This is a genomic window from Aromatoleum sp., assembly GCF_035254505.1.
In the GTDB taxonomy this organism is placed as follows: Bacteria; Pseudomonadota; Gammaproteobacteria; order Burkholderiales; family Rhodocyclaceae; genus Aromatoleum.
Map to the genome: position 1 here is coordinate 81,443 of NZ_DATFAO010000096.1, position 23,561 is coordinate 105,003.

Genomic DNA, 23,561 nt, shown 5'->3' on the forward strand with positions numbered 1-23,561 from the left:
CCACCCCCGGCAAAAGGCGTCGATTGTAAGGGTAATCGACAACGCTCGCACTTGCCTTCCGGGTGGTCATCGTCGATAATTGCATGTTCTCACCCCCTGGGCGGCCACATTCACCGCCCGCTTGTAAAAGGAATGACCATGAAAGCGGATATCCATCCCAATTACAAAGAAGTGGCAGTGACCTGCTCCTGCGGCAACACCTTCACCACCCGCTCGACGCTCGGCAAACCCGCCCTGCACGTCGAAGTGTGCGCTTCGTGCCATCCGTTCTGGACCGGCAAGCAGAAGATCGTTGACACCGCCGGGCGTGTCGAGCGCTTCCGCCAGAAGTACGGCAACGTCCAGCGCGCCAGCTAAGACAGCGCACTGCTATCGCAAAAAGGCAGCTTCGGCTGCCTTTTTTGTTCCCCGCTCCCGCGGCTGTTTGCGCGGCGCAACAACGACGCCTGGCGGGTGTATTGCCGGCTAGAATTCGCTCCTCACGATCGCTCCTGCTTGCCCTCGCACGGGGGCAAATGACATGACTGGTGAAATCCGAACCCCTTCGCCGCTGCAGCGCCACATTTTCGGTCCAGCCGGGCTCGCACTGCTGATCGGCCTGTATCTGCTCACCGGCCTGATCGGACACGATCCCTGGCGCGGCGACGACGTACGCTATTTCGGGCCCATCTTCGAAATGCTGCGGGGCGAGCACCTGCTGTTCCCGTCGATCGGCGGACAGCCGTCGACAGACTTTCCCCCGCTCTACTACTGGACCGGCGCTCTTCTCGCACGCCTGGGCTCCCCTTTCCTTCCGCTTCATGACGGCGCACGCCTCGCCAGCACGCTCTACACAGCCTTGGCGATCTTCTGGATCGCCCGCACCGCGGGACGCCTGTACGGACGCCAGACCCGCACCCCCGCCGCGCTGCTGACGCTCGGCACCCTGGGACTCGTGCTTCACGCGCATGAAACCCAGCCGATGATCGCGCTGATGTCGATGCAGGCGATGACGCTGGCAGGCCTGTCGCTCGTCCCCACCCGACCGGCGCTCGGCAGCCTTCAGGCCGGCGCGGGCGCGACGCTCGCCTTCCTCGCCGGCGGTGCACCGGGTGTCATCCTGACGATCCCGCTGTTCCTCATCGTCGTGACCGCCAGCCCGGAGTGCCGCAACCCTCGCGCCAGCGGCGGTCTCATCCTCGGCCTCAGCATCGCCATCGTTACCTCCGCGCTGTGGCCGCTGGTGCTGCACTATCAGGCGCCGGAACTCCTCGAACTCTGGTGGCGTAACGAATGGCTGGATCTATTGTCCGATCCGCTGGGCGCCGCCGACATCGGTCGCTTCACCCAGGCTTTCAGCTGGTTTGCCTGGCCGCTGTGGCCGCTTGCCCTGTGGTCGCTGTGGCGCATGCGCCGACGGCTACTGAGTATTCCCGCCCTCCTGCCGATCTGCGAACTCGCACTCGTCGTGCTATGGATCACCCTGAACGGCAACGTCAGTCCCACGGCATTACTCCCCGTGATTCCGCCGCTGGCGCTGCTTGCGGCGGGCGGCGTTCCCAGTCTGCGTAGAGGTGCCGCGAACGCGTTCGACTGGTTCGCGGTGATGACCTTCGGCGTCTTCGCGGTCCTCGCGTGGATTGCCTGGAGCGCGCAAGTGTTCGCGTGGCCGCCCGGTCTCGCGCGTCACCTGACACGGGTTGCCCCCGATTTCACGCTCCGCGACCCGTCGATGACGGCGCTCGCAGGCGGCGCGATCACCCTGCTGTGGATCCTCATCGTCTGGCGACTGCCCCGCTCCAGCGATCGCGCCCCCGCAAACTGGGCGATCGGCATGACAATGCTGTGGTGCCTGACGATCGCCCTGCTCAAGCCCTGGTTCGAGCACGACCGCAGCTACCGCCCGCTCGCCAACTCCTTCGCGATCGCCCTCGCCGGCGAGCACACCAGCTGCGTCGCCGGTCTGAACGTGACGCCGAGCCAGCGAGCCTCGCTGCACTACTTCGCGAATATCGAGATCGAAAGAGTGTCAGGCAACACGACGCCTTGCGGCTTCCTGCTCGTCGTCGACGATCACAGCACCAGCGGCATCCGACCAACGGCCGAATGGCAGCAGATCTGGGAATTCAAGCGCGGCGGCGGGAAGCAACAGGAGACTTTCCGCCTCTACCGGCGCGAAAGAGACACCGGCATTTCACGTCTGGAATGACGCGCGGGCCGCCGTCGCCGGCCCGTGAGTACTTCGATCAGCCCTGCAGGCGCAGGAAATTGTCCCGGTAGTGGCGCAGTTCGTTGATCGATTCGTAGATATCGGACAGCGCTTCGTGCTTGCCCGCCTTCTTGACGCCCTGGTAGACCTCGGGACGCCAGCGGCGCGCCAGCTCCTTCAGCGTCGAGACGTCGAGGTTGCGATAATGGAACCACGCCTCCAGCCGCGGCATGTAGCGGGCCATGAAGCGCCGATCCTGGCAGACCGAATTGCCGCACATCGGCGACGTACGGGAAGGCACGTATTCCTGCAGGAACGCCAGCATCCGCGCCTCGACTTCCGCGTCGCCGAGGGTCGAGGTCCGCACGCGCTCGATCAGCCCCGACTTGCCGTGCGTGCTCTTGTTCCAGTCGTCCATGCCGTCGAGCACCGCGTCGGATTGGTGCACAGCGAGCACCGGCGCTTCGGCGACCGTGTTGAGCTGCGAATCGGTAATGACGATCGCAACTTCGATGATGCGGTCGCGATCCGGCTCGAGCCCGGTCATCTCCATGTCCAGCCAGATGAGGTGATTCTGATCCTGTGCCATAATCCGTCGACCCGCCCAAGCAAAGGCGCGATTGTGGCACAGATGGCCACCCCGTCGCGCACCCCCTGATCCCGCCGATGTCCCCCCAAGCCTTCTCGACTCTCTTCCTCTTCGCCGTCGCCGTGACGCTCCTGGTCAAGCTGACCCTGATGGTCCGCCAGTTCCGTCATGTGCGCGCCCATCGCGACCGCGTCCCCTCCCCGTTTGCCGAGACGATCAGCGCCGACGCGCACCGCAAGGCGGCGGATTACACCTGCGCGCGCATGCGGCTCGCGATGACCGACGTTCTGGCCGGAGCGATCTTCGCCGTCGCACTCACGTGTGGCGGCCTGCTCCTCGCGATCCATCACGGCCTGGGCAAACTGCTTGAAGCCGGCAGCCTCGCCCATGGCGTCGCGCTGTTGGCAGCCCTGGGGATACTCAGCTGGCTGGTCGAACTACCGTTCTCGCTCTACCGCACTTTCGTCATCGAAAAGCGCTTCGGGTTCAATCGCATGACCGCCGCGCTGTATGCCGCGGACGCTGCCCGCGAAGCGGCCCTCGCCGCAATCATCGGGCTGCCGGTGCTGGCCGCCGTGCTATGGCTGATGCGCGCAATGGGGGCGAACTGGTGGCTCTGGGTGTGGCTCTTCTGGCTGGCCTTCAATCTGCTCGCACTGTTCATCTGGCCGACCTTCATCGCCCCGCTCTTCAACAAGTTCACGCCGCTCGCCGACGAGACCCTGAAGACCCGTGTCGAGAACCTGCTCACGCGCTGCGGCTTCCGCTCCCGCGGACTCTTCGTGATGGATGGCTCGCGCCGCTCCGCGCACGGCAACGCCTATTTCACGGGCTTCGGCGCAGCGAAGCGGATCGTGTTTTTCGACACCCTCCTCGACAAGCTCAGCGTCGAGGAAGTGGAAGCCGTACTGGCCCACGAGCTCGGGCATTTCCATCACCGGCACATCTGGAAACGGCTCGCCGTGCTTGCCGCGATGACTCTCACGATGCTCTGGCTGCTTGGTTGGCTCATGACGCAGCCGTGGTTCTTCGCCGGCCTCGGCGTCGCTCCGGACGCCGCCGATACCGCGACGGCGCTGGCACTCTTCGCCATCGCGCTGCCCTTCTTCACCTTCCCGGTCGGACCGCTGATGAGCCACTGGTCCCGCGTGCACGAATTCCAGGCCGACGCCTATGCGGCGCGGCAGACGCGTGCCGACGACCTCGCCCACGCGCTCGTCAAGCTCTACCGCGACAATGCATCGACCCTGACCCCGGACCCGTTGTATTCGCAGTTCTTCGACTCCCACCCACCCGCCGCGCTGCGCCTCGCACGCCTATTGCAGACTCAATGAAACCTAGTGACCAACCCTTGAATGGGGTCATCACCGCCGCATTCGGTCGCCAATACGAAGTCGAAGTCGCCGTCCGCGACAGCATCGAGGCGGACCAGCCCGCAAAACTGCAGTGCTACCCGCGCGGCAAGAAGAGCGTGTTTGCCTGTGGCGACGAAGTGGAAATCATCGCCAACGGCAAAGACCAGGGGGTCATCACGCGACTCTGCGAGCGCCAGAACCTGCTCTGGCGCTCGGACGCCTTCCGCGAGAAGTTGATCGCGGCGAACCTGACCCAGATCGTGGTCGTCACGGCCACCGAGCCGGACTTTTCAGATCTGCTCATTTCGCGCTGCATTGCGGCAGCGGAGAGCCAGCATATCAAGGTGCTGATCGCGCTGAACAAGGCGGACCTCACCGACCTGCTACCGGCCGCCCGCCGACGGCTCGAAACCTTTTCGCGACTCGGCTATCGTGTGGTCGAACTCAGCGCACGCGGAGGCGCAGGCGAACTGCGCCCCCTCCTGGCCGGGGAGCGGAGCATCTTCGTCGGACAGTCTGGCATGGGCAAGTCGACGCTCACCAATGCACTGATCCCCGAAGCTCAGGCCGCAACGCGCGAGATATCCGAGGCGCTCAACAGCGGCAAGCACACGACGACCTTTGCCCGCCTCTATCCGCTCGATGGCGGCTGGCTGATCGACAGCCCCGGCCTGCAAGCCTTCGGCCTGGCGCATCTGACGTCCGACGAGCTGCTCGCGGGCTTCATCGAATTCAACGATCATCTCGGAAAATGCCGCTTCCGAGACTGTCTGCACGAATCGGAGCCGGACTGCGCGCTGCGCGCCGCCGTCGAGAGCGGCGCGATCGACACGCGCCGGTTCGAGCATTTCCGGTTGATCCGTGAGGAAATCCGCGCCGCGAAACGCGCGCAACAAGGCTGGTAGAGAGCGCTGAGTACGGACGAAAAAAAACCCGCCGAGGCGGGTTTTTCATTTGGCAGACGCCGACCGATCAGACGCGTTCCCAGATCGTCGTGATGCCCTGGCCGCCGCCGATACACATCGTGGCCATACCATAACGGCCGTTGGTGCGGATCAGCTCATGCAGCAGCTTGGTGATGATCACGCCGCCCGTCGCACCGACCGGGTGACCCAGGGCGATCGCGCCGCCGTTCGGGTTGGTCTTCTTCGGGTCGAGTTCCAGGCCCTTGCAGACCGCGATCGACTGCGAGGCGAAGGCTTCGTTCGACTCGATCACGTCGATCTTGTCGAGCGACAGGCCAGCGCGCTGCAGCGCGAGCTTGGAGGCCGGGATCGGGCCTTCGCCCATGAGGTCGTTGGGCACACCGGCGATCGCGTACGACACCAGGCGGGCGATCGGCTTGTGACCGCCGGCCGCGGCCTTGGCAGCGTCGGCCAGCACCAGGAAGGCGGCTGCGTCGTTGATGCCCGAGGCGTTACCCGCGGTGACCGAACCGTCCTTCTTGAACGCCGGCTTCATCTTCGCCAGCGCTTCCATGGTGGTCGCACGCGGATGCTCATCGGTATCGAACACGACCGGACCCTTGCGGGTTTCGAGGGTGATCGGGGCGATCTGGTCCTTGAAAACGCCAGCAGCAATCGCGGCCGCGGCACGGTTCTGCGATTCGAGCGCGAAGGCGTCCTGTTCTTCGCGGCTGATGCCCCACTTGGTGGCGAGGTTCTCAGCGGTCACACCCATGTGGCCGACACCGAACGGGTCGGTCAGCACCGCGACCATCGCGTCGATCGCCTTGGCGTCACCCATGCGGGCGCCGTTGCGCAGCGCGGGCAACAGGTAGGCGCCGCGCGACATCACTTCGACGCCGCCGCCGATCGCGAAATCGGCGTCGCCGAGCATGATGGCCTGGGCCGAGTTGATGATCGCCTGCTGGGCAGAGCCGCACAGACGGTTGACGGCGAAGGCCACCGAATCCATCGACATGCCGCCCTGGATCGTCGCCACGCGGGCAACGTAGGGGTAGCGCGATTCGGTCGGGATGCAGTTGCCGACCGCGGCGAAGCTGATCTGCTTCCCATCGACGCCGGCACGGGCGATGGCTTCCTTGACGACCATGCCGCCCAGTTCAGCGGGTTCGAGATCCTTCAGCGAGCCGCCAAAACCACCAACTGCCGAACGGACTGCACTCAGTACCACTACTTCACGATTCGCCATCTGTGCTCCCTCCTGGAAATTAAGCACCGACCCAGCTGGCGATCACCAGCAGGGCCAGCATCATCAGGCAAAGCAGCAGTGCGCGCCAGACGAGGCCCACCGTGCTTTGCATGTAATCGGCGTCGGCTTCCTCGCCCACACCCATTTCTGGTCGCTCAACGATCTCACCGGACTCGTGGACAGGCATCCCGAGACGCACGCCCAAGGCTCCCCCGCCAGCAGCAATCAATATCCCGGACGCCCGGTCCGCCCACAGCATCGACTGGGTCCGCCAGCAGAAGACCGCGTCCTCGAAGTCGCCGACCACCGAGAAGGACGCCGCCGTCAGTCGCGCCGGGAGCCAGTCGATGAATTCGAAGGCATTGCGCGCGAACCGCCCGAATTCGCCGAACTCGGCATCGCGGCGTTCCCCCCAGGCCTCGCCAAGAAAGCGTGCCGCGCGATACAGCACCGCGCCGCTGGGGCCGGGCATCAGGATGAACCAGAAGACGACGCCGAAGACGTTGCGATGTGCCGCGACCAGAGCCTGCTCGATCGCAAGGCGCGCGACTTCGCTGGAGCTCGCCCCGTAGTACTGACCGCCTCGCCACTCGGCGAGCAGCGCACGGGCGCGGTCGAGCTCACCCATGCGCAGCGCGAGATGAATATCGGTGAAGAAGTGGCTTTCCTGCCGAAAACCCATGGTGAGGTACAAGACGGCGATATTGAATGCGAAGGCGACCAGCGGATGGACGAGCCACAGCAGAAAATATGCGAGCGCGCTGAGCACGACGAGCGGAATCACGACCAGCGCCCACGCGATCAGGCCATTGCGCGCCTGGCCATCGTTGAACCGCTGGACGAGTGAGGTGGAAAGCCGCGAAAGGGGATCCAGGACGATCTGCCGCACGGGCAGCGGACGGACCTGCTCGAGCAGCAGTGCAACGATCAGCGAGAAAAGCGTCATGCGAATTGCGTGTGGGGTGAAATGGCGTAAGGCCCAGTGTTTTCCGGCCAAGATACCATAAAAGCTTGGTAACTTTGTGCATTGCGGAATAAGCCGTTACCGAATACTGGGAATGAGGTAGCGGCGCGAGAACGCACTTTGTTGCTGTCTCCGAAACAGTGTATGCATGATTCGGCGATTTTTCGACGCAATTTGAACGCCTAGACTGATGGCTGAGCATACTGTCGATGCACAGGGATTCTTGCCATGAGCACACTACCTACTCTCTTCATTTCGCACGGCGCCCCCACTTTCGCCCTCGCGCCTGGTCGCGCCGGCGAGGCGCTCGCCGAACTCGCTCGCGAACTGCCGCGGCCCGAAGCGATCCTTGTGCTGTCGCCGCACTGGATGAGTCCCGACTTGCTTGCGACGACGAACGACCGGCCGGCGACGATTCACGACTTCGGAGGATTTCCGGCGCCGCTCTATGAGCTCAAGTATCCCGCTCCCGGCGCACCGGCGCTCGCCGAACGGACGATCGGTCTGCTGGAACGAGTGAGCCTGCATGCGGCGCCCGAACCGCGACGCGGCCTGGACCACGGAGCGTGGGTGCCGCTGATGCACCTGTACCCGGAAGCGGACATTCCGGTGATGCAGTTGTCGATGCCCTTCCGCCAGCCGCCGGCCTTCTTCCATGAGCTCGGCCGTGCCCTCGCCCCCTTGCGAAACGAAGGCGTGTTGATCGTCGGATCCGGCAGCATCACGCACAACCTGTACGAATTCGCAGGCGACGGGCGCCCGACCGAAGCTTACGTCGACGCGTTCCGCGACTGGATCGCCGATACCCTCGCCTCGGACGACACGGCCGCGCTGCTCGATTATCGTGCCCGTGCGCCGTTCGCGGAGCGTGCACATCCGACCGACGAACATCTGCTGCCGCTGATGTTCGCACGTGCTGCCGCTGGCGACGGGGCGACGGTAGTCAGGATCGCCGCCGAGGACGTTCGTTACGGCATGCTCGGAATGGATGCATATGTCTTCGGAAAAGACTGAAGTCATGCCTTATTTCCTTGCCGGCTGGCGCGAGCGAGTTCTTAATCTCGGATACCTAAAGAACGGGAGGAGCCGCAAATGGATCGCTTGCTGGTCGTCGCAGGTCGCGCGCTGGGAATCATCGGCCTGCTCATATGCCTGGCGGCAGGTCTGTACCGTCTGGCGGGCCATTACCACCTTGGCGGCTTTCAGCTCGTGACGCTGCTGCAGGCAGGCGTTGCGGGCTTGGTCGGTGGGTCCTTCCTGATCCTGTGGGGCCTCTCCGCAAAATCCGGCGCGTGAGAAAGCGGGGCACAGCGCCCTGCCTTGACATTTGCCCCGACCGCCCCGACATGCGGTGTGGTACGGCCGACGACGGAGAAATCAATGAGTGCCGATAAGCTGACCCTCCCCTGCCCCCACTGCCACACCCTGAATCGCGTCCCTTCGGATCGGCTATCCGAAGGCCCGACCTGCGGCAAGTGCCATGAATCGCTGTTTGCTGCCCATCCGCTCCCGCTCGACGACCGGCTCTTCGATATCCATGCGGGCCGGAGCGACTTGCCCTTGCTTGTCGACTTCTGGGCCCCCTGGTGCGGCCCGTGCCAGACGATGGCACCGGCCTTCGAAGCGGCGGCCGCGCATCTTGAGCCGAAGATCCGCCTCGGAAAAGTGAATACCGACGAGCAGCAAGGCCTGGCGGCGCGTTTCGGTATCCGCAGCATTCCGACCTTGATCCTGTTCCGAGGCGGCCAGGAGGTCGCGCGGCAATCGGGCGCGATGGGAACGCCCGCGGCGATCGTGCAGTGGGCTCGGGCCCACGCCTGAGCAGTCTCCCTGAAGCCGGAAAGACGACCCGCTATTGCCGACGCCAGGTCAGGCGCGTAAGGTTGCGCGCCGGGCATCACGCCTTGGTCATGCGGGAGAACCGAAGGCAATGTTGGCAGTATTGCAGCGCGTCGCGGAGGCGCGTGTCGAGATCGAGGGGAAGGTCGTCGGCGAGATCGGCGCCGGTCTGCTGGTTCTGGTGTGCGCGGAGCGCGGCGACAGCGTTGCCGAAGCCGACCGGCTGCTCGCGAAGATCCTGAAACTACGAATCTTTTCCGACGAAGCCGGAAAAATGAACCGCTCGGTGCAGGATGTGGGCGGCGGCTTGCTGGTGGTGAGCCAATTCACGCTTGCGGCGGACACCTCGGGCGGGAACCGGCCGAGTTTCACCGGGGCGGCCGCACCGGAAGACGGGCGCGCGCTTTACGAATATTTTGTCGAGCATGCACGCAAGACACATCCGCAAGTGCAGACGGGGGAGTTTGCGGCCGTCATGCAGGTGCATCTCGTCAATGATGGCCCGGTGACGATCCCGCTGCGGATGATGCCTGCACGCGGCATTTCAGGCTGAGCGTGAGCCATTCCGCGCGGAAAACGCCAGCTGCTGCATTAAGGTGAAACGCATGAGGAGCTTGCCCGGAGGATTCTTCCCATGAGCGTCGTCATCGTCGACGACACACCCACGACGCTTGAACTGATGCGTGCGTTCGTTTTCCGCCTTGAAGGCCGGGAGCCGGTGACGTTCACCGACCCGGGCTCGGGACTGGCGTGGTGTCTGGAAAACGATCCGGACCTGATCATCGTCGACTACATGATGCCGAATATCGACGGTCTCGAATTCATCCGCCAGATCCGCCGAGAACCGAGGCATGACAGCCTGCCGATCCTGATGGTGACTGCGGACCACGAGAAGAACGTCCGCTACGCGGCATTGAACGAGGGCGCGACGGACTTTCTGAACAAGCCCGTCGACCGCATGGAGTTCCTCGCCCGCGCGAAGAACATGCTCGCGTTGCGCCGAACCCAGCAGGCACTCGCAGAGCGGGCGAGTTCGCTCGCGGAGGCGGTGAAGCGCGCGGTCGAAGAGATTCATGACCGAGAACACGAGACGATCGTGCGGCTCGCGCGTGCGGCAGAATGCCGCGACCCCGAAACCGGGGCACACATCCTTCGCATGGCGCACTACGCTCAATTGATCGCAGCCCGCCTGGGACTTGCGCCGGAATTCCAGGAAATGCTGGTGCGTGCAGCACCTATGCATGACGTCGGCAAACTGGGCACGCCGGACCTCATTCTCCTCAAACCGGGCCGGCATACACCCGAAGAGTTCGAGGTGATGAAACAGCACACGCTTATCGGTTATGAGATCCTCAGGGAAAGCAGTTCGCCGGTAGTACAACTCGCGGCATCGATTGCCCTCCGCCACCATGAGAAGTTTGACGGCACCGGCTATCCGCGCGGCCTTGCCGGCGCCACGATCCCAATAGAGGGGCGCATCGTGGCCGTGGCCGACGTGTTCGATGCGCTGACCTCGGAAAGACCCTACAAGAAGGCGTGGACCTTCGAGGCGGCCCAGGTTTATCTTCGCGAAAACCGCGGTAGGCACTTCGACCCGCTATGTGTCGATGCCTTCCTTGACGTGTGGGAACGGGTGCTGGCCATCAGCCGCCGATTCCGCGACGAAGAGGAAAGTGTTTCCGTGTGACAGCCACAATCCGAGGAGAGCCAGTCATGCCGGATGAACCGCTGTTCGACCGCTCAGCCCTGCTCGAGAACCTGGATCATGATCTCGAGCTGTTGCGCCTGATGGCCAAGACCTTCGTCGACGACGTTCCGCGCCTGCTTACCGAACTGCGCGCCGCTCTGCGCGCCGGGGATGCCCCGGAAGCGGCCCGCGCGAGCCACAATATCAAGGGGTCGGCCGCAAATTTCGGTGCTGCGCGCCTGGTCGAGCAGGTCGTAGCGATGGAACAGGCGTGCCGGTGCGGTGAACTCGCGAAGGCAAGCGCGGCGGCGAAGGACGCGGAACGGCTCATTGTGACGCTGGCAGTGGAACTGCGCCGCGAATTCACCGCGCGCTGAGCCCTGTCAGGCGTCCCACTGCTGCCCGACCAGATCGTCCAGCCGCGCCTTCGGGGCGCGCCGGTATTCGATCGCACGCTTCAGCACTTGATCCAGCGCCTGACGCCGGATGGGCTTCGACAGGTAATCGTCCATTCCCGCGGCCAGGCAACGTTCGCGATCGCCCTCCATCGCGTGGGCAGTCATTGCCGCAATGTAGGAAACGCGCTGATGCTGACCCATGACCCAACTGCGGTTCATTTCCCGCGCACGAATCGCGGCAGTCGCTTCCATGCCGTCGAGAACCGGCATCTGGACGTCCATCAGGATCAGGTCGAAGCGTTGTCGATCGAAGCGTTCGAGCGCTTCGCGGCCGTTGGCGGCGACGGCCACGCGATGCCCCGCCTTTGTGAGCAGCTTCACTGCCAAGGTCTGGTTGACCGGCGTGTCTTCGACCAACAGGACGTTGAGCGGCTCGCTATCGTCCTGGAAGCAGACATCGTCGAGGCGTGCGTCATCGAGCCGGAATGCATCCAGTTCATCCCGCACCACGCTCTGCACCCCGAGCGCGGTGCGGACGGCGTCGAGGAGTTCAGCCTCGAACACGGGCTTGACGAGGCGAGCCTTGACCGAGGGGTTCCTGGATTGCTGCAATGCGTGCTGCTGCCCGTGATGGGCCAGCAATACGATGATGGCTTCGCCACGACCCGGCCCATTCACCAACATGAAGCCGGCCGGCGGAGGCATGCCTGCATCGACGACCAAGACATCGAAGGGATCGCCGGCCGAACGCATCACTTCGGCCTGAATCGCATCGCAGGCCGCTTCGACGTGGGCACCGAAGCGCTGCAGCATGTGGCTCAACAGGTCGGCGGCGTGCACGCAGTCGTCGATCACGAGAACCCGGCGGCCTTGCAGCAACGGGAGTGGCGCGGCGGGGACGGCGGCGGAAGTCTGGTCCGCCGCGAAGCGCGCCGTGAAGTAGAAGGAGGTGCCCTTGCCGGGCTCGCTTTCAAGCCAGATCTGCCCGTCGAGCAACTTCACGAGCTGATTGCTGATCGCCAGCCCTAGACCGGTGCCGCCGAAACGCCGGGCCGTCGAAACGTCGGCCTGCGTGAAGGCGTCGAATATCTGCTCGTGCTGGTCGGCTGCGATGCCGATACCGGTGTCGCAGACGGCGATTTGCAGGTAAAGGGACATCCCGGCCCGACGTAACACCCAAGCCTTTACCACCACCTCACCGCGTTCGGTGAACTTGATCGCGTTACCGATGAGGTTGGCGAGGATCTGGCGCAGCCGCGTGGGGTCGCCGAACACGCGGTCCGGCATTTCGGGGGCGACGTCGAGCATGATCTCGAGCCCCTTGCCGTGGGCCGAGACGGCGAAGGCGCGCACGACGTCGTTCAGGATCGCGCGCACCGACATCGGGACGCTTTCGAGTTCGACCTTGCCGGCCTCGATCTTCGACAGGTCGAGCACGTCGTTGATGATGTTGAGCAGCGATTCGGCCGAGGATTTGACAGTCGTGAGGTAGCTCCGCGGTTCGGGCTCGACGGTTGCATCGAGCGCGAGTTCGGTCATGCCGAGGATTGCGTTCATCGGCGTGCGGATCTCGTGGCTCATGTTCGCCAGGAAGAAGCCGCGTGCACGATTGACGCTCTCGGCCTGTTCCTTCGCTCGCACCAAAGCGGCTTCGGCGAACTTCTGGTCGGCGATGTCGCGGTGCAGGACCAGCAGCCGGACGGGCTTCCCGTCCGCGTCGTGCCCGGTCACGCGGGCGCGCAAAAGCCAGTAGGTCCAGCGATTGTCGCGCTCGCGGAAGCGGTGTTCGACCTCGATCAGCGGTGCCCGCCCCTGCAGCAGCGTGCTGATCCGTTCGTCGACGAGCTTGCGGTCATCGGGATGGATCCTGCTCTTCCAGTCCTTGATCCGGTTCGCTTCGGCACTCGTCGCGCCGAAGCGGCGGTTCCATGCAACCGAAGCACGGATAGTCCCGCCGGCGAGATTCCACTCGCAGAGGATGTCTTCGGTCAGATCGAGGCAATCGACGAGGCGCCGTGCCTTATTGGCGCGCCGCTGGATCGGCTCGAATTCGTTGTAGGAGTCGTCGACGGTCGCCAGGAGGCTCGCGAACTTTGCCGCGATCTCGGACAGGCCGACAGCCTGTAGCGATTCAAGGCATTCCGCGAGCGCCGTTTCGCCCGCAGAACCAAAGGTGTCAACGAGCTGTTGGCGAAGGAGTGAGGATTTCATTCTTTGACCGTCAAAGATGCCATCGGCAAAGCCGCCCAATGATTCTAAAGCCTTCGTGCGTGACGACATGTGTACTATTGCCGCAAGGGTCACGGCGCGAGTAGGCTCCAAACGTTGAACGCCAAATGAAAGGATTTCCGATGAAGAAGCTCCTGGTCATCCTCGCGGCGAGTGTCCTTGCCGCTTGCTCGACGGTCCCGCAACGCGAGCCGCTGCAGATCGTCGACTACGTCTGCGAAGGCGGGAAAGGCTTTGCCGTCACTTATCTTCCCGGGCAGGAGGGAGCGCTCATCGACATCGAGGGCAACCGCTTTGCGCTGCGGGCAGAGACCGACGACGGCACGGAGCAGCGCTTCGCTTGCGACGTGCTGACGTTGTGGCGGCGGGCCGAGTTGGCGCGCGTCGATATGCAGGACCAGCATCTCTACGAGAACTGTCGCGCGCGTAACTGAGGACCGCCGGTGGTTGTAAAATCAGTCTTTGTCCGCGCGGCGGAGGTCCCATGTTCTACGGCGTAACCGACCTGACGACTTTCATCCTCGGCACGATCTTTATTGTGCTGCTGCCCGGACCGAACTCGATCTATGTGATGTCCGTGGCGTCGCGCTGGGGCATCGGGGCGGGCTATCGCGGCGCCTGCGGCATCTTCGTCGGCGACACGGTGCTGATGATTCTCTCCGCGACCGGCGTGGCGTCGCTACTGCAGACGACACCTGCGCTCTTCCTGCTGCTGAAGTATGCCGGCGCGGCGTATCTCGCGTGGATTGGACTCGGGTTGATGCGCTCGGCCGTGCGCAGCTGGAGGACTCCGGCCGCCGAGGCCCCCGCGCCGAAGGTCGTCGACGCGAAGCGCCCCTTCCGTACCGCGCTGGTCATCAGCCTCATGAACCCGAAGGCGATCCTGTTCTTCGTATCCTTCTTCATCCAGTTCGTCGATCCGGCCTATGAGCATCCGGCACTGTCGTTCGCGATCCTTGGCACGATCGTGCAGATCTGCAGCGCGATCTACCTGTCGGCGCTGATCTTCAGCGGCGCCCATCTCGCCGATCAGTTCCGCCGTCGTCGTCGCCTTGCTGCGGCTGCGACGGGCGGTGTTGGCGGACTGTTCATCGGCTTCGGCGCAAAGCTTGCGAACGCGACGCTGAGCTGATTCCTCAGCTCAATCGGTGGCACGCAGGCTTTCCGCGTACTGCACGCGCTGGCTCGTGCGCGGTGCGTGCATGATGTGGTCCAGCGGCAGTACGTTGGTCTGCTTGACCCGCTTGAGCGCGATGTTGGTCTTGATATGCGCGAGCCCCGGCAAGCGCATGATGCGCTTCATCATCAGCTCCGAAAACGCCGCGAGGTCGGACGCGACGATGCGTAACACGTAGTCGGCGTCGCCGCTCACCGAGAAGCACTCCACCACTTCCGGCAGCGTCGCGACGGCGCGCTCGAAGGCTTCACTCGAACCTTCGCTGTGGCGCTCGAGGATTACATTCGCGAAGGCTGACACGCCGAGGCCCACCGCCCCCGGGTCCAACAGCGCCCCGTAAGCCGCGATGATGCCGCTCTGCTCCAGGCGCGTGATGCGCCGGCTGACCTGTGATGCGGAAAGATGCACCTCCTCGCCGAGCGCGCTGTTGGTCGCGTTACCACGACGCTGCAGGGCCTCCAGGATCTGGATATCGAATTTATCGACAACAATGTGCTGCATCGAACTGCTCCTTCACGCACATTTTGTGCATTGACTGGCCTTGTGAAGTCGCATAACGAACGCAACGTGCGCGATCTTCGCAAGACAATTATATGCATAACCATACCGAGAGGAGCACTCCATGAACCTGGTCGAATCCCTGCTGCATGCACTGAAGGAGCACGGCGCCCAGCAGATCTTCGGTCTGCCCGGCGACTTCGCCCTACCCTATTTCCGCATCATCGAAGAGTCCGGCATCCTCCCCCTGTACACACTGTCGCACGAACCCGGGATCGGTTTTGCGGCGGATGCGGCGGCGCGCATGAGCTGCGGTCTTGGCGTAGCGGCGGTGACTTACGGCGCGGGCGCGCTCAATATGGTCAATGCGGTTGCCGCGGCCTATGCCGAGAAGTCGCCGGTGGTGGTGCTCTCGGGCGGGCCCGGCAAACGCGAATCGAACTGCGGGCTGCTGCTGCACCATCAGGCCAAGACACTGGACTCTCAGCTCGAGATCTACCGCGAGATCACCTGCGATCAGGTGCGGCTCGATGATGCGGCGCGCGCCCCGGCCGACATCGCACGCGTGCTGGCGAGCTGCCTGCGCAATTCCGAGCCGGTCTACATCGAGATTCCGCGCGACATGGTGCGCGAGCCGTGTGAGCCGGTCGTGCGTGAGACGCCGCGACCGGTCGACACCGACGCGCTCGAGGCCTGCGTCGACGAGATCCTCGCGCGACTGGAAATGGCGAAGAGTCCCGTGCTGATGGCCGGGGTCGAAGTGCGCCGCTACGGGCTGGAGGGAAAGGTCGCGGAACTGTCGCGCCATCTGGGCGTGCCGGTGGTGACGGGCTTCATGGGACGGGGATTGCTCACGGACTGCGACGCACCGCTCGTCGGCACCTACATGGGCGTCGCCGGTCTGCCCGAGGTGACGCATCTCGTTGAAAATTCAGATGGGCTCTTCCTGCTCGGCGAGATCATCTCGGATACCAACTTCGCAGTGTCGGAGACGCGGATCGACCTGCGCAAGACGATCCAGGCGCACAACGGACACGTGACGCTCGGCTATCACACCTACGCCGACATTCCTCTAGCCGCACTGGTAGATGGCATGCTGCGGCGAGTCGGCAAGGCACGGACGAGCTTCACAGTCGAGAAGCAGGTTTATCCGACGGGCCTCGTTGCAGACGACCAACACATCACGCCGACCGACATCGCCAAGGCGGTGAACGACCTCTTCGCTCGCCACGGCCGCCTGCCGATCGCATCGGACATGGGCGACTGTCTCTTCACCGCGATGGAGATCGAACAAACGGCACTGGTCGCGCCGGGCTACTACGCGACGATGGGCTACGGCGTGCCGGGCGGACTGGGCATCCAGGCGACGAGCGGGCAGCGGCCGCTGATCCTCGTTGGCGATGGCGCCTTTCAGATGACCGGCTGGGAGCTCGGCAACTGCCGGCGCTATGGTTGGGATCCGATCGTGCTGCTGTTCAACAACGCGAGCTGGGAAATGCTGCGCACCTTCCAGCCGGAATCCGGTTTCAACGATCTCGGGCACTGGGGATTCGCGGAAATGGCCGGGCCGCTGGGGGGAGACGGCGTGCGAGTAAAGACGCGTGCCGAACTGCAGCTCGCGCTGGAAAAGGCGGTGGCGACGCGCGGACGCTTCCAGCTGATCGAGATTGCGATTCCGCGTGGCGTGCTGTCGGACACGTTGGCTCGCTTCGTTGCGGGGGTGAAGCGGATTTCGATGCGCTGACCGGCACCTCGTGGGGAGCCGCCTAAACGGCTCCCCGGTCCTGCGGCAAACATACGGATACAATCTGGGGATCGTGGCTTCCATCGCCTCGGCACAGGTTCCCCATGAAAGAGCAGATCGACGAACTGCTGGCGCGCATCCGGCTGCTGCAGGAGGAACTCGAGAACGAGTACCTCAAGGCACGCGAAGAGTGGGATCAGCAGAAGGTCCGCCTCGCCGACGAGTTCCTGTATCAGCAGCGGCGCTACAAGATCGGGCTGTTCGGCTTCCTGCGCCGCACGCGCCTGCTCGTTGCGCTGACCTCACCGGTGATCTACGCGGGCTGGATTCCCTTCCTGCTGATGGATCTCTTCGTCACCGTCTACCAGGCGATCTGCTTTCCGGTGTATCGCATCCCGAAAGTCAGACGCACCGACTACATGGTGTTCGATCGCGGCGATCTGCCCTATCTGAACATCATCGAGAAGTTCAACTGCTTCTATTGTTCATACGGCAACGGCGTTGCCGCCTACACCCGGGAAGTCGCGGCGCGCACCGAACAGTATTGGTGTCCGATCAAGCACGCGCGCCGGGTTCGCGGTGCGCATGAGCGCTATCCGGAATTCTTCGATCACGGCGATGCGGAAGCCTACCGTCAGGGTCTCGCGCGATTGCGTCGCCAATATGAGGAAGACCGGGCGACGAAACGCTGAGCGACTGCGGGGAGCACCGGCCTCGCCCTCCCCGCAGCCCAATGCGTCAATGGACGCTGATCTCGATCCGCCGCGGCTGGGCGAACTCGGCCTTCGGAATGCGCAGCGTCAGCACACCGTTGACGAATTCCGCGCCCACTTTCTCGGTGTCGAGTTCCTTCGACAAGGTGAACACGCGGCGGTAGCGCGGCAGGCTCACTTCGGCATGCGTCGCCTCCATCCCCTCGGGAACGTTGAGCCTGACCTCGCCTTCGATCGTCAGGGTATCCGCTTCGATCTGCAGCAGCAGCGCGTCCTTCGGCACGCCCGGCAGATCCGCGGTGAGCGTGATGCCGCGGCTGTCCTCGACGACATTGACCGGAGGCAACAGCGTCGCCTCATCGGCGCCACGTTCGGCCCTCGGCGCCTGGGCCTTGGTTTCGGGAGCCTTGACTTCGTTCATGGTCCTACCTCCTTGCATTATTCGACAATGATGCGGCGGGGCTGAGCCGATTCGCGGCGCTTCACGCTGATGCGCAGCACGCCGTCCCGGTAATTCGCCGTCACGCCGTTCGGATCGATGTCGTCGGGCAGGCTCACCACACGACGGAAACGCCCGGCGAAGCGCTCGCGGATATGCACGCTCTGCTTCTTGTCCTCGGCTTGAGGGATGTCGGACGGCCGTTCGCCACTGATGCTGAGCACGCCGCGATCGAGGTTCAGTTCGATACTCTTCGGATCGACCCCCGGCGCGAACGCGAAGATCTCGACGGACTGGCGGGTACCGCCCACGTTCAGCGCCGGAAAGCCGCCGCGCCCGGTTCCGCGAATGCTCGGCGAAAAGTCGAACGACTCCTGCAATTCGCGCTGCAGCCGATCCAGTTCGGAAAAGATGTCGCGCGGAAACAAAGTCCTGTACATCATGCAATCCTCCATGTTGCTCGGAATCGCCGCGTTTGCGGCCTAGCTCGAAAATAGGGGTGAGACAAACGATTTCAAGGGCTTGAAATTTTCCGGGATGGAAGCAAGATGCAACTGAGGTAGTGACTTTCCTTTCTGCAGGAGGGCACGTCGTGGAATTTCTGGACTATTACAAGGTGCTCGGCGTCGAGCGCGGCGCGGCGGCCGACGAGATCAAGAAGGCCTTTCGCAAGCTCGCGCGCAAGTACCATCCGGACATCTCGCGCGAAAGCGACGCCGAGGCTCGGATGAAGGAAATCAACGAGGCCTACGCGGTGCTCTCCGACCCCGAACGGCGCGCCGCCTACGATCAGCTCGGCCGCAGCTACCAAGCCGGGCAGGACTTCCGTCCTCCGCCCGGCTGGGACAGCGGTTTCGAATTCACGAGCCACGGCTTTTCGCCCCACGAGGCGGGCGAGTTCAGCGATTTCTTCTCGCAGATCTTCGGCGGCATGGGGGGTGATCCCCGTGGCAGCCCCCATGGCGGGCCCCATCGCGCGCGGCATGGCTTCCAGGCGCGCGGCGAGGACCATCACGCGAAGATCCAGCTCGACATCGAGGACAGCTTCAACGGCGCGACGCGCCAGATCACGCTGCGCATTCCTCGCATGGATGGGACGGGCCATATCGCCGTCGACAACCGCAGCCTGAACGTGAAGATCCCCCGCGGCGTGTATGAAGGCCAGATCATCCGCCTCGCCGGACAAGGATCGCCCGGCGTCGGCGGCGCGCCCCCGGGGGACCTGCTGCTGGAAGTGCATTTCCTTCCCCACGGCCGGCTGCGCGCGGAGGCGCGCGACCTGCATCTGACGCTGCCCGTGGCGCCGTGGGAAGCGGCGCTCGGCGCAATCGTTCCCGTCGAGCTGCCGGACTCGTCGATCAAGGTCCGCATCCCGCCGGGAGCGCGCGCCGGACAACAGTTGCGTGTGCGGGGCAAGGGAATCCCGGGGCAGCCGCCGGGCGACCTGCTGCTCGACCTGACGATCGTGCTGCCGCCGGCCGACACGCCGCGCGCCAAGGAGTTCTACGAAACGATGGCCCGGGAAATGGACTTCGATCCGCGCGCCCAGAACAACGGGTCACAGGGGAGGAGTTGAGCGATGCGCAACGATGAGATCCTGATCGCCAGTTTGCTCGAGGACAGCTGGATGACGCTCGAACAGCTCGCGGCGGCCTGCGCCGTCGAGCCGGATTGGCTTCTCCGGCACATCGACGAAGGTCTGTTCCCGGAGGTGAGCTCCGTCTCGGGCGTGTGGCGCTTTTCGACGGCGAATCTGCAGCGGGCCCGGCGAATGCGCGAGCTCGAACGCAACTTCGACGCCGTGCCGGAACTCGCCGCCCTCGTGGCCGACCTGCTCGAAGAGATCGACACCTTGCGCGCACACGCGCGCAGCCGGCGCGCCTGCTGAGGGCGGACTCGGCCGCGACAAGCAGGAAGCGCCGCTACGAGTTCGTCAGGACGCGTCGGGCGGCAGTTCGACCTTGCGCGGACGGCGGCTGCGGGTGCCGGGCTTCTTCGGCGATTTCGCGGCTTTTTCCGGCTTCGCCGGCGCGGCGTCGGCAGCAGCGGGAATGGCTTCGTTCGTCGCCGCCACCTCCTGCGTGCCCGAGCGCACTTCGGCCATCGGGGGCGCGGCGACCGGCTCGGCGGCGGCCGACGCCGGCGTCGATTCGACTGCCGCCTCGGCCTTGCGCGCGGTTGGTTTGCGTCCGCCACGACTCTTGCGACGCGGCTCCTGGCGCGCGCCCTCGCCGACGCCGGCTTCCAGCGGGTGCGCCTCCACTGGCTGAGCGTCGAAGGGACGCGACTCGACCGCTTGCGCGACCTCGACGGGCAGAGGCGCCGCCACCTCGGGCTCGGCCTGCGCTGCCGGAACGCCGGTCTGCGCTTCGGGCTTCTTGCCCGTAGGCTTACGGCCACCGCGGCCCTTGCGACGGGGCTCGTGGCGCGCATTCTCGGCGGGCTGCGCGGCCTCCGCCGGTGTTTCAGCGGCTGCGTGTTCGGTCGCTTCGGCTGCGGCCTCGCCCGCCGCGTGCATCTCGACCGTCGTTGCGGAGCCATTCACGGGTTCGGCAACTGACGAGGGTAGAGGCGCCGCCGCGTTGCTTCGGTACACATAGGCCCCCGATTTGTCATCGCGCCCGAATTCGAGCAGGCCATGTGACTGAGCCTCTTCCAGCAGGTTGCCGAAGGCGCGGAAGCCGTAGTACGACTCGTTGAAGCCGGGATTGCGGCGCTTGATGGCCTCCTTCAGCATCGACGCCCAGATCCGCCCGCCGCTGTCGCCGCGCTCGGAGACCAGCGCCTCGAAGGTCTCGACCGCGATCTCGATCGCACGCATCTTGCGTGCCTCGTGTTCCTCCTTGCGGCGCTTTTCCTCTTCCGGCGTGCGTTTCGCGGTGGGCTGCGTCTCGCGCGTTTCGCGTTTCGCCGCGGTGCGCTGGCTCTCGCGTACGAGGTCGTCGTAGAAGATGAATTCGTCGCAGTTCGCGATCAGCAGGTCGGAGGTCGATTGCTTGACGCCGACGCCGATCACCTGCTTGGCGTTCTCGCGCAGCTTGGACACGAGCGGCGAGAAATCGGAGTCGCCGCTGATGATGACGAAAGTATTGACGTGGGACTTGGTGTAGCAGAGGTCGAGCGCGTCGACGACGAGCCGGATGTCGGCCGAATTCTTGCCCGACTGGCGCACGTGCGGGATCTCGATCAGCTCGAAGTTCGCTTCGTGCATCACGGCCTTGAAGCCCTTGTAGCGCTCCCAGTCGCAGTAGGCCTTCTTGACGACGATGCTGCCCTTGAGCAGCAAGCGTTCGAGCACGGGCTTGATGTCGAACTTCTCGTACTTCGCATCACGCACGCCGAGCGCAACGTTCTCGAAGTCGCAGAACACCGCCATGCTGACGCTGTCGTGGGATGAAGCCATGCTTTTGTTCTCCTTTTGCCGCTGCGCCGACCGCCACGCTTCTCAATTAAGGCGCCAATGATAACGACTCTGGCAACGCGACGCCGTAAATCTGGTAAAACCGGGTGCGGTATTGCCGGTAGCGGCCGGCATGGATCCGGGAGTCGGAATGCAGACGGTGGAATGCGTGGTGATCGGAGCGGGCGTCGTGGGCCTCGCATGCGCACGCGCGCTCGCGCAGGTCGGCCGCGAAGTTGTCGTGCTGGAACGTGAGACCGCGATCGGCACCGGCATCAGCGCTCGCAACAGCGAGGTGATCCACGCGGGCCTGTATTACCCGCCCGGCTCGCTGAAAGCCCGCCTGTGCGTCGAGGGGCGGCGGGCCTTGTATCAATACTGCGCCAAACATGGCGTCGCCCATGCACGCTGCGGCAAGCTCGTCGTTGCGACCAAGCCGGATCAGACGGATGCGTTGCGGCAGATTGGGCTGCGCGCCGCGGCGAACGGCGTCGAGGATCTGGTCGAACTGGACCGCGCGCAGATCCGCGAGCTCGAACCGGCGCTCGACGCCCATGCGGCGCTGCTGTCGCCCTCGACCGGGATCGTCGACAGCCATGGGCTGATGCTCGCCCTGCTCGGCGGTGCGGAGCGCCGCGGCGCGATGCTGGCGCTCGCGAGCCCCGTGCTCGACGGCCGCCGCGACGGCGACGCCATCGTGCTGCGGGTCGGCGGCGAGGACGAGATGGAGCTCCGCGCACGCTGGGTGATCAACGCGGCGGGCCTCGATGCGGTCGCGCTCGGCCATGCGATCGGCGGCCCGGCACCGGAAACGCTCCCAAAGGCCTGGTTCGCGCGCGGCGTGTATTTCACGCTCCACGGCACGGCGCCGTTCTCGCGGCTGATCTATCCGATCCCTGAACCCGGCGGGCTCGGTGTGCATCTGACGCTCGATCTCGGCGGCCAAGCGAAATTCGGTCCGGACGTCGAATGGATCGACTCGCCGGATTACACGGTCGATCCCGATCGCGCCGAATGTTTCTATGCAGCGATCCGAGGCTGGTGGCCGCGGCTGGAGGATGGCCGTCTCTCTCCGGGCTATGCCGGGGTGCGTCCGAAGATTGCCGGCCCCGGCATGCCGGACGCGGACTTCCGCATCGACGGACCAGCGCAGCACGGCACGCCCGGCCTGATCCATCTGTTCGGGATCGAATCACCGGGCCTGACGTCTTCGCTGGCAATCGCCAGGGAGGTCACGGCGATCGTCGCCAACGAGGGGGCCTGACTCTCCGGCAGGACTTCGCCGCCGCCAAGGATCGCAACTTGCGCCGCCCCGATCAATAATGCCTATGTCGTCGGATCGGAATGATTGTCTAATGATCGCGCTATGAGAACGCTCGCCGCTGCAACCGGATGCGCAATCGAAGCCCGCGCCTTGACCCGCAACTTCGGGACCTTCTGCGCACTGGATCACCTCGACCTGATGATCCCGCATCAGTGCATCTTCGGACTTCTGGGTCCGAACGGCGCCGGCAAGAGCACGACCATCAAGATCCTGACGACACTGCTCGATGCGACATCGGGATCCGCCACCGTTGCCGGCTTCGATGTCGCACACAAGCCGCTCGAAGTGCGGCGCCGCATCGGCTATGTGCCGCAACTGTTATCTGCCGACGGAGGGCTGACCGCCAGGGAAAATCTGGTGCTGTCGGCCAGCCTCTATGGCTTGCGCGGCAGACTCCGCGACGAGCGCATCGACGAAGCGCTTGCCTTCGCGGACCTGGAGCCGGTCGCCCACAAGCTGGTAAAGACATTCTCGGGAGGCATGATCCGCCGCCTCGAAATTGCTCAGGCCACCCTGCACCGCCCCGAGGTGCTGTTCCTCGACGAACCGACCATCGGACTCGATCCCGTCGCGCGGCGGACCGTGTGGGGACGCCTGCTGGAACTCAAGGCCGACATCGGCATGACGATCTTGCTGACGACGCACGACATGGAGGAAGCCGATTACCTTTGCGACCAACTCGCGATCCTTCACCGGGGCCGCTTGGCGACAGTCGGTCGGCCTGCGGAACTCAAACGCTTGATCGGTCCCGAGGCGACCCTGAGCGACGTTTTCGTCGCGCACAGCGGCGTATGCATCGAAGAAGGCGGCCACTACCGGGAAATCCGGGAAACCCGCGGGACTGCGCAGAGGCTGGGCTAGAC

26 protein-coding genes are annotated in these 23,561 nt (G+C 64.5%); 18 read left to right on the plus strand and 8 right to left on the minus strand.

Translation table 11 applies throughout. The features are described 5' to 3' along the window. The first annotated feature begins 138 nt into the window (after nucleotides 1-138). Together rpmE and VJ673_RS21145 are read left to right on the plus strand one after the other, a co-directional pair. A complete protein-coding gene (gene rpmE / locus VJ673_RS21140) occupies nucleotides 139-357 on the plus strand; it encodes a 50S ribosomal protein L31 (RefSeq protein WP_324128144.1) in 219 nt (72 codons plus the stop codon). A gap of 163 nt (nucleotides 358-520) precedes the next feature. Then, nucleotides 521-2,188 (plus strand): ArnT family glycosyltransferase, encoded by a 1,668-nt coding sequence (locus VJ673_RS21145; RefSeq protein ID WP_324128145.1) that lies wholly within the window; start codon nucleotides 521-523, stop codon nucleotides 2,186-2,188. 37 nt (nucleotides 2,189-2,225) lie between these two features. On the opposite strand, the gene orn is transcribed toward VJ673_RS21145, so the two are convergent. Further along, nucleotides 2,226-2,777: an oligoribonuclease gene (gene orn / locus VJ673_RS21150; RefSeq protein WP_324128146.1), complete on the minus strand. Its 552-nt coding sequence runs from the start codon at nucleotides 2,775-2,777 to the stop codon at nucleotides 2,226-2,228. A 77-nt stretch (nucleotides 2,778-2,854) separates the two neighbouring features. Here orn and VJ673_RS21155 point away from each other — a divergent pair, with 77 nt between their 5' ends. Then, nucleotides 2,855-4,111 (plus strand): M48 family metallopeptidase, encoded by a 1,257-nt coding sequence (locus VJ673_RS21155; protein ID WP_324128147.1) that lies wholly within the window; start codon nucleotides 2,855-2,857, stop codon nucleotides 4,109-4,111. Beyond that, a complete protein-coding gene (gene rsgA, locus VJ673_RS21160; protein WP_324128148.1) occupies nucleotides 4,108-5,037 on the plus strand; it encodes a ribosome small subunit-dependent GTPase A in 930 nt (309 codons plus the stop codon). The genes VJ673_RS21155 and rsgA overlap by 4 nt, the downstream gene beginning before the upstream one ends. A 67-nt stretch (nucleotides 5,038-5,104) precedes the next feature. Here the strand turns inward: rsgA and VJ673_RS21165 are convergent, their stop codons facing one another. Beyond that, a complete protein-coding gene (locus VJ673_RS21165) occupies nucleotides 5,105-6,286 on the minus strand; it encodes an acetyl-CoA C-acyltransferase family protein (protein WP_324128149.1) in 1,182 nt (393 codons plus the stop codon). A gap of 19 nt (nucleotides 6,287-6,305) precedes the next feature. Continuing rightward, nucleotides 6,306-7,232: a CobD/CbiB family protein gene (locus VJ673_RS21170; protein WP_324128150.1), complete on the minus strand. Its 927-nt coding sequence runs from the start codon at nucleotides 7,230-7,232 to the stop codon at nucleotides 6,306-6,308. A 246-nt stretch (nucleotides 7,233-7,478) separates the two neighbouring features. On the opposite strand from VJ673_RS21170, the gene VJ673_RS21175 reads away from it, so the two are divergent. The 6 genes from VJ673_RS21175 (at nucleotide 7,479) to VJ673_RS21200 (ending at nucleotide 11,153) form a co-directional block, all read left to right on the plus strand. After that, nucleotides 7,479-8,264: a DODA-type extradiol aromatic ring-opening family dioxygenase gene (locus tag VJ673_RS21175; RefSeq protein ID WP_324128151.1), complete on the plus strand. Its 786-nt coding sequence runs from the start codon at nucleotides 7,479-7,481 to the stop codon at nucleotides 8,262-8,264. A gap of 78 nt (nucleotides 8,265-8,342) precedes the next feature. Further along, entirely contained in the window at nucleotides 8,343-8,546 is a 204-nt protein-coding gene (locus VJ673_RS21180; protein ID WP_324128152.1) for a hypothetical protein, read from the plus strand. A gap of 84 nt (nucleotides 8,547-8,630) precedes the next feature. Continuing rightward, nucleotides 8,631-9,071, plus strand: a complete 441-nt coding sequence (gene trxC, locus VJ673_RS21185; protein WP_324128153.1) for a thioredoxin TrxC — start codon at nucleotides 8,631-8,633, stop codon at nucleotides 9,069-9,071. Between the two features lie 109 nt (nucleotides 9,072-9,180). Beyond that, entirely contained in the window at nucleotides 9,181-9,642 is a 462-nt protein-coding gene (gene dtd / locus VJ673_RS21190) for a D-aminoacyl-tRNA deacylase (RefSeq protein WP_324128154.1), read from the plus strand. Nucleotides 9,643-9,723: 81 nt separating this feature from the next. After that, on the plus strand, nucleotides 9,724-10,776 hold the full coding sequence (locus VJ673_RS21195; protein ID WP_324128155.1) for an HD domain-containing phosphohydrolase: 1,053 nt from the start codon (nucleotides 9,724-9,726) through the stop codon (nucleotides 10,774-10,776). 26 nt (nucleotides 10,777-10,802) lie between these two features. Then, entirely contained in the window at nucleotides 10,803-11,153 is a 351-nt protein-coding gene (locus VJ673_RS21200) for an Hpt domain-containing protein (RefSeq protein WP_324128156.1), read from the plus strand. 6 nt (nucleotides 11,154-11,159) lie between these two features. Here VJ673_RS21200 and VJ673_RS21205 read toward each other — a convergent pair whose 3' ends face one another. After that, nucleotides 11,160-13,385, minus strand: a complete 2,226-nt coding sequence (locus VJ673_RS21205) for a PAS domain-containing hybrid sensor histidine kinase/response regulator (RefSeq protein WP_324128157.1) — start codon at nucleotides 13,383-13,385, stop codon at nucleotides 11,160-11,162. A 140-nt stretch (nucleotides 13,386-13,525) separates the two neighbouring features. Here VJ673_RS21205 and VJ673_RS21210 point away from each other — a divergent pair, with 140 nt between their 5' ends. Both VJ673_RS21210 and leuE read left to right on the plus strand, forming a co-directional pair. Next, nucleotides 13,526-13,837, plus strand: coding sequence for a hypothetical protein (locus VJ673_RS21210; RefSeq protein WP_324128158.1), 312 nt, complete (start codon nucleotides 13,526-13,528; stop codon nucleotides 13,835-13,837). Between the two features lie 50 nt (nucleotides 13,838-13,887). Next, nucleotides 13,888-14,535 (plus strand): leucine efflux protein LeuE, encoded by a 648-nt coding sequence (gene leuE / locus VJ673_RS21215; RefSeq protein ID WP_324128159.1) that lies wholly within the window; start codon nucleotides 13,888-13,890, stop codon nucleotides 14,533-14,535. Nucleotides 14,536-14,544: 9 nt separating this feature from the next. Here leuE and VJ673_RS21220 read toward each other — a convergent pair whose 3' ends face one another. After that, complete coding sequence (locus VJ673_RS21220; RefSeq protein ID WP_324128160.1) at nucleotides 14,545-15,081, minus strand: Lrp/AsnC family transcriptional regulator; 537 nt, start codon at nucleotides 15,079-15,081, stop codon at nucleotides 14,545-14,547. A gap of 121 nt (nucleotides 15,082-15,202) precedes the next feature. On the opposite strand from VJ673_RS21220, the gene ipdC reads away from it, so the two are divergent. Both ipdC and VJ673_RS21230 read left to right on the plus strand, forming a co-directional pair. Then, entirely contained in the window at nucleotides 15,203-16,822 is a 1,620-nt protein-coding gene (ipdC, locus tag VJ673_RS21225; RefSeq protein ID WP_324128161.1) for an indolepyruvate/phenylpyruvate decarboxylase, read from the plus strand. Nucleotides 16,823-16,926: 104 nt separating this feature from the next. Further along, nucleotides 16,927-17,514 carry a hypothetical protein gene (locus VJ673_RS21230; protein WP_324128162.1) on the plus strand — a complete coding sequence of 196 codons (588 nt, stop codon included), beginning with the start codon at nucleotides 16,927-16,929 and terminating at the stop codon, nucleotides 17,512-17,514. Nucleotides 17,515-17,560: 46 nt separating this feature from the next. Here VJ673_RS21230 and VJ673_RS21235 read toward each other — a convergent pair whose 3' ends face one another. Then, a complete protein-coding gene (locus VJ673_RS21235; protein ID WP_324128163.1) occupies nucleotides 17,561-17,956 on the minus strand; it encodes an Hsp20/alpha crystallin family protein in 396 nt (131 codons plus the stop codon). A 17-nt stretch (nucleotides 17,957-17,973) separates the two neighbouring features. Next, a complete protein-coding gene (locus VJ673_RS21240; protein ID WP_324128164.1) occupies nucleotides 17,974-18,417 on the minus strand; it encodes an Hsp20/alpha crystallin family protein in 444 nt (147 codons plus the stop codon). Between the two features lie 149 nt (nucleotides 18,418-18,566). Between VJ673_RS21240 and VJ673_RS21245 the strand changes: the two genes are divergently transcribed. Both VJ673_RS21245 and VJ673_RS21250 read left to right on the plus strand, forming a co-directional pair. After that, nucleotides 18,567-19,550 (plus strand): DnaJ C-terminal domain-containing protein, encoded by a 984-nt coding sequence (locus tag VJ673_RS21245; RefSeq protein WP_324128165.1) that lies wholly within the window; start codon nucleotides 18,567-18,569, stop codon nucleotides 19,548-19,550. A 3-nt stretch (nucleotides 19,551-19,553) separates the two neighbouring features. Then, nucleotides 19,554-19,862 (plus strand): chaperone modulator CbpM, encoded by a 309-nt coding sequence (locus VJ673_RS21250; protein WP_324128166.1) that lies wholly within the window; start codon nucleotides 19,554-19,556, stop codon nucleotides 19,860-19,862. Between the two features lie 45 nt (nucleotides 19,863-19,907). Here VJ673_RS21250 and VJ673_RS21255 read toward each other — a convergent pair whose 3' ends face one another. Beyond that, nucleotides 19,908-21,377 (minus strand): NYN domain-containing protein, encoded by a 1,470-nt coding sequence (locus VJ673_RS21255; RefSeq protein WP_324128167.1) that lies wholly within the window; start codon nucleotides 21,375-21,377, stop codon nucleotides 19,908-19,910. A 148-nt stretch (nucleotides 21,378-21,525) separates the two neighbouring features. On the opposite strand from VJ673_RS21255, the gene VJ673_RS21260 reads away from it, so the two are divergent. Both VJ673_RS21260 and VJ673_RS21265 read left to right on the plus strand, forming a co-directional pair. Then, a complete protein-coding gene (locus tag VJ673_RS21260; RefSeq protein ID WP_324128168.1) occupies nucleotides 21,526-22,638 on the plus strand; it encodes an NAD(P)/FAD-dependent oxidoreductase in 1,113 nt (370 codons plus the stop codon). Between the two features lie 102 nt (nucleotides 22,639-22,740). Next, nucleotides 22,741-23,559, plus strand: a complete 819-nt coding sequence (locus tag VJ673_RS21265) for an ATP-binding cassette domain-containing protein (RefSeq protein WP_324128169.1) — start codon at nucleotides 22,741-22,743, stop codon at nucleotides 23,557-23,559. Nucleotides 23,560-23,561: the final 2 nt, after the last annotated feature.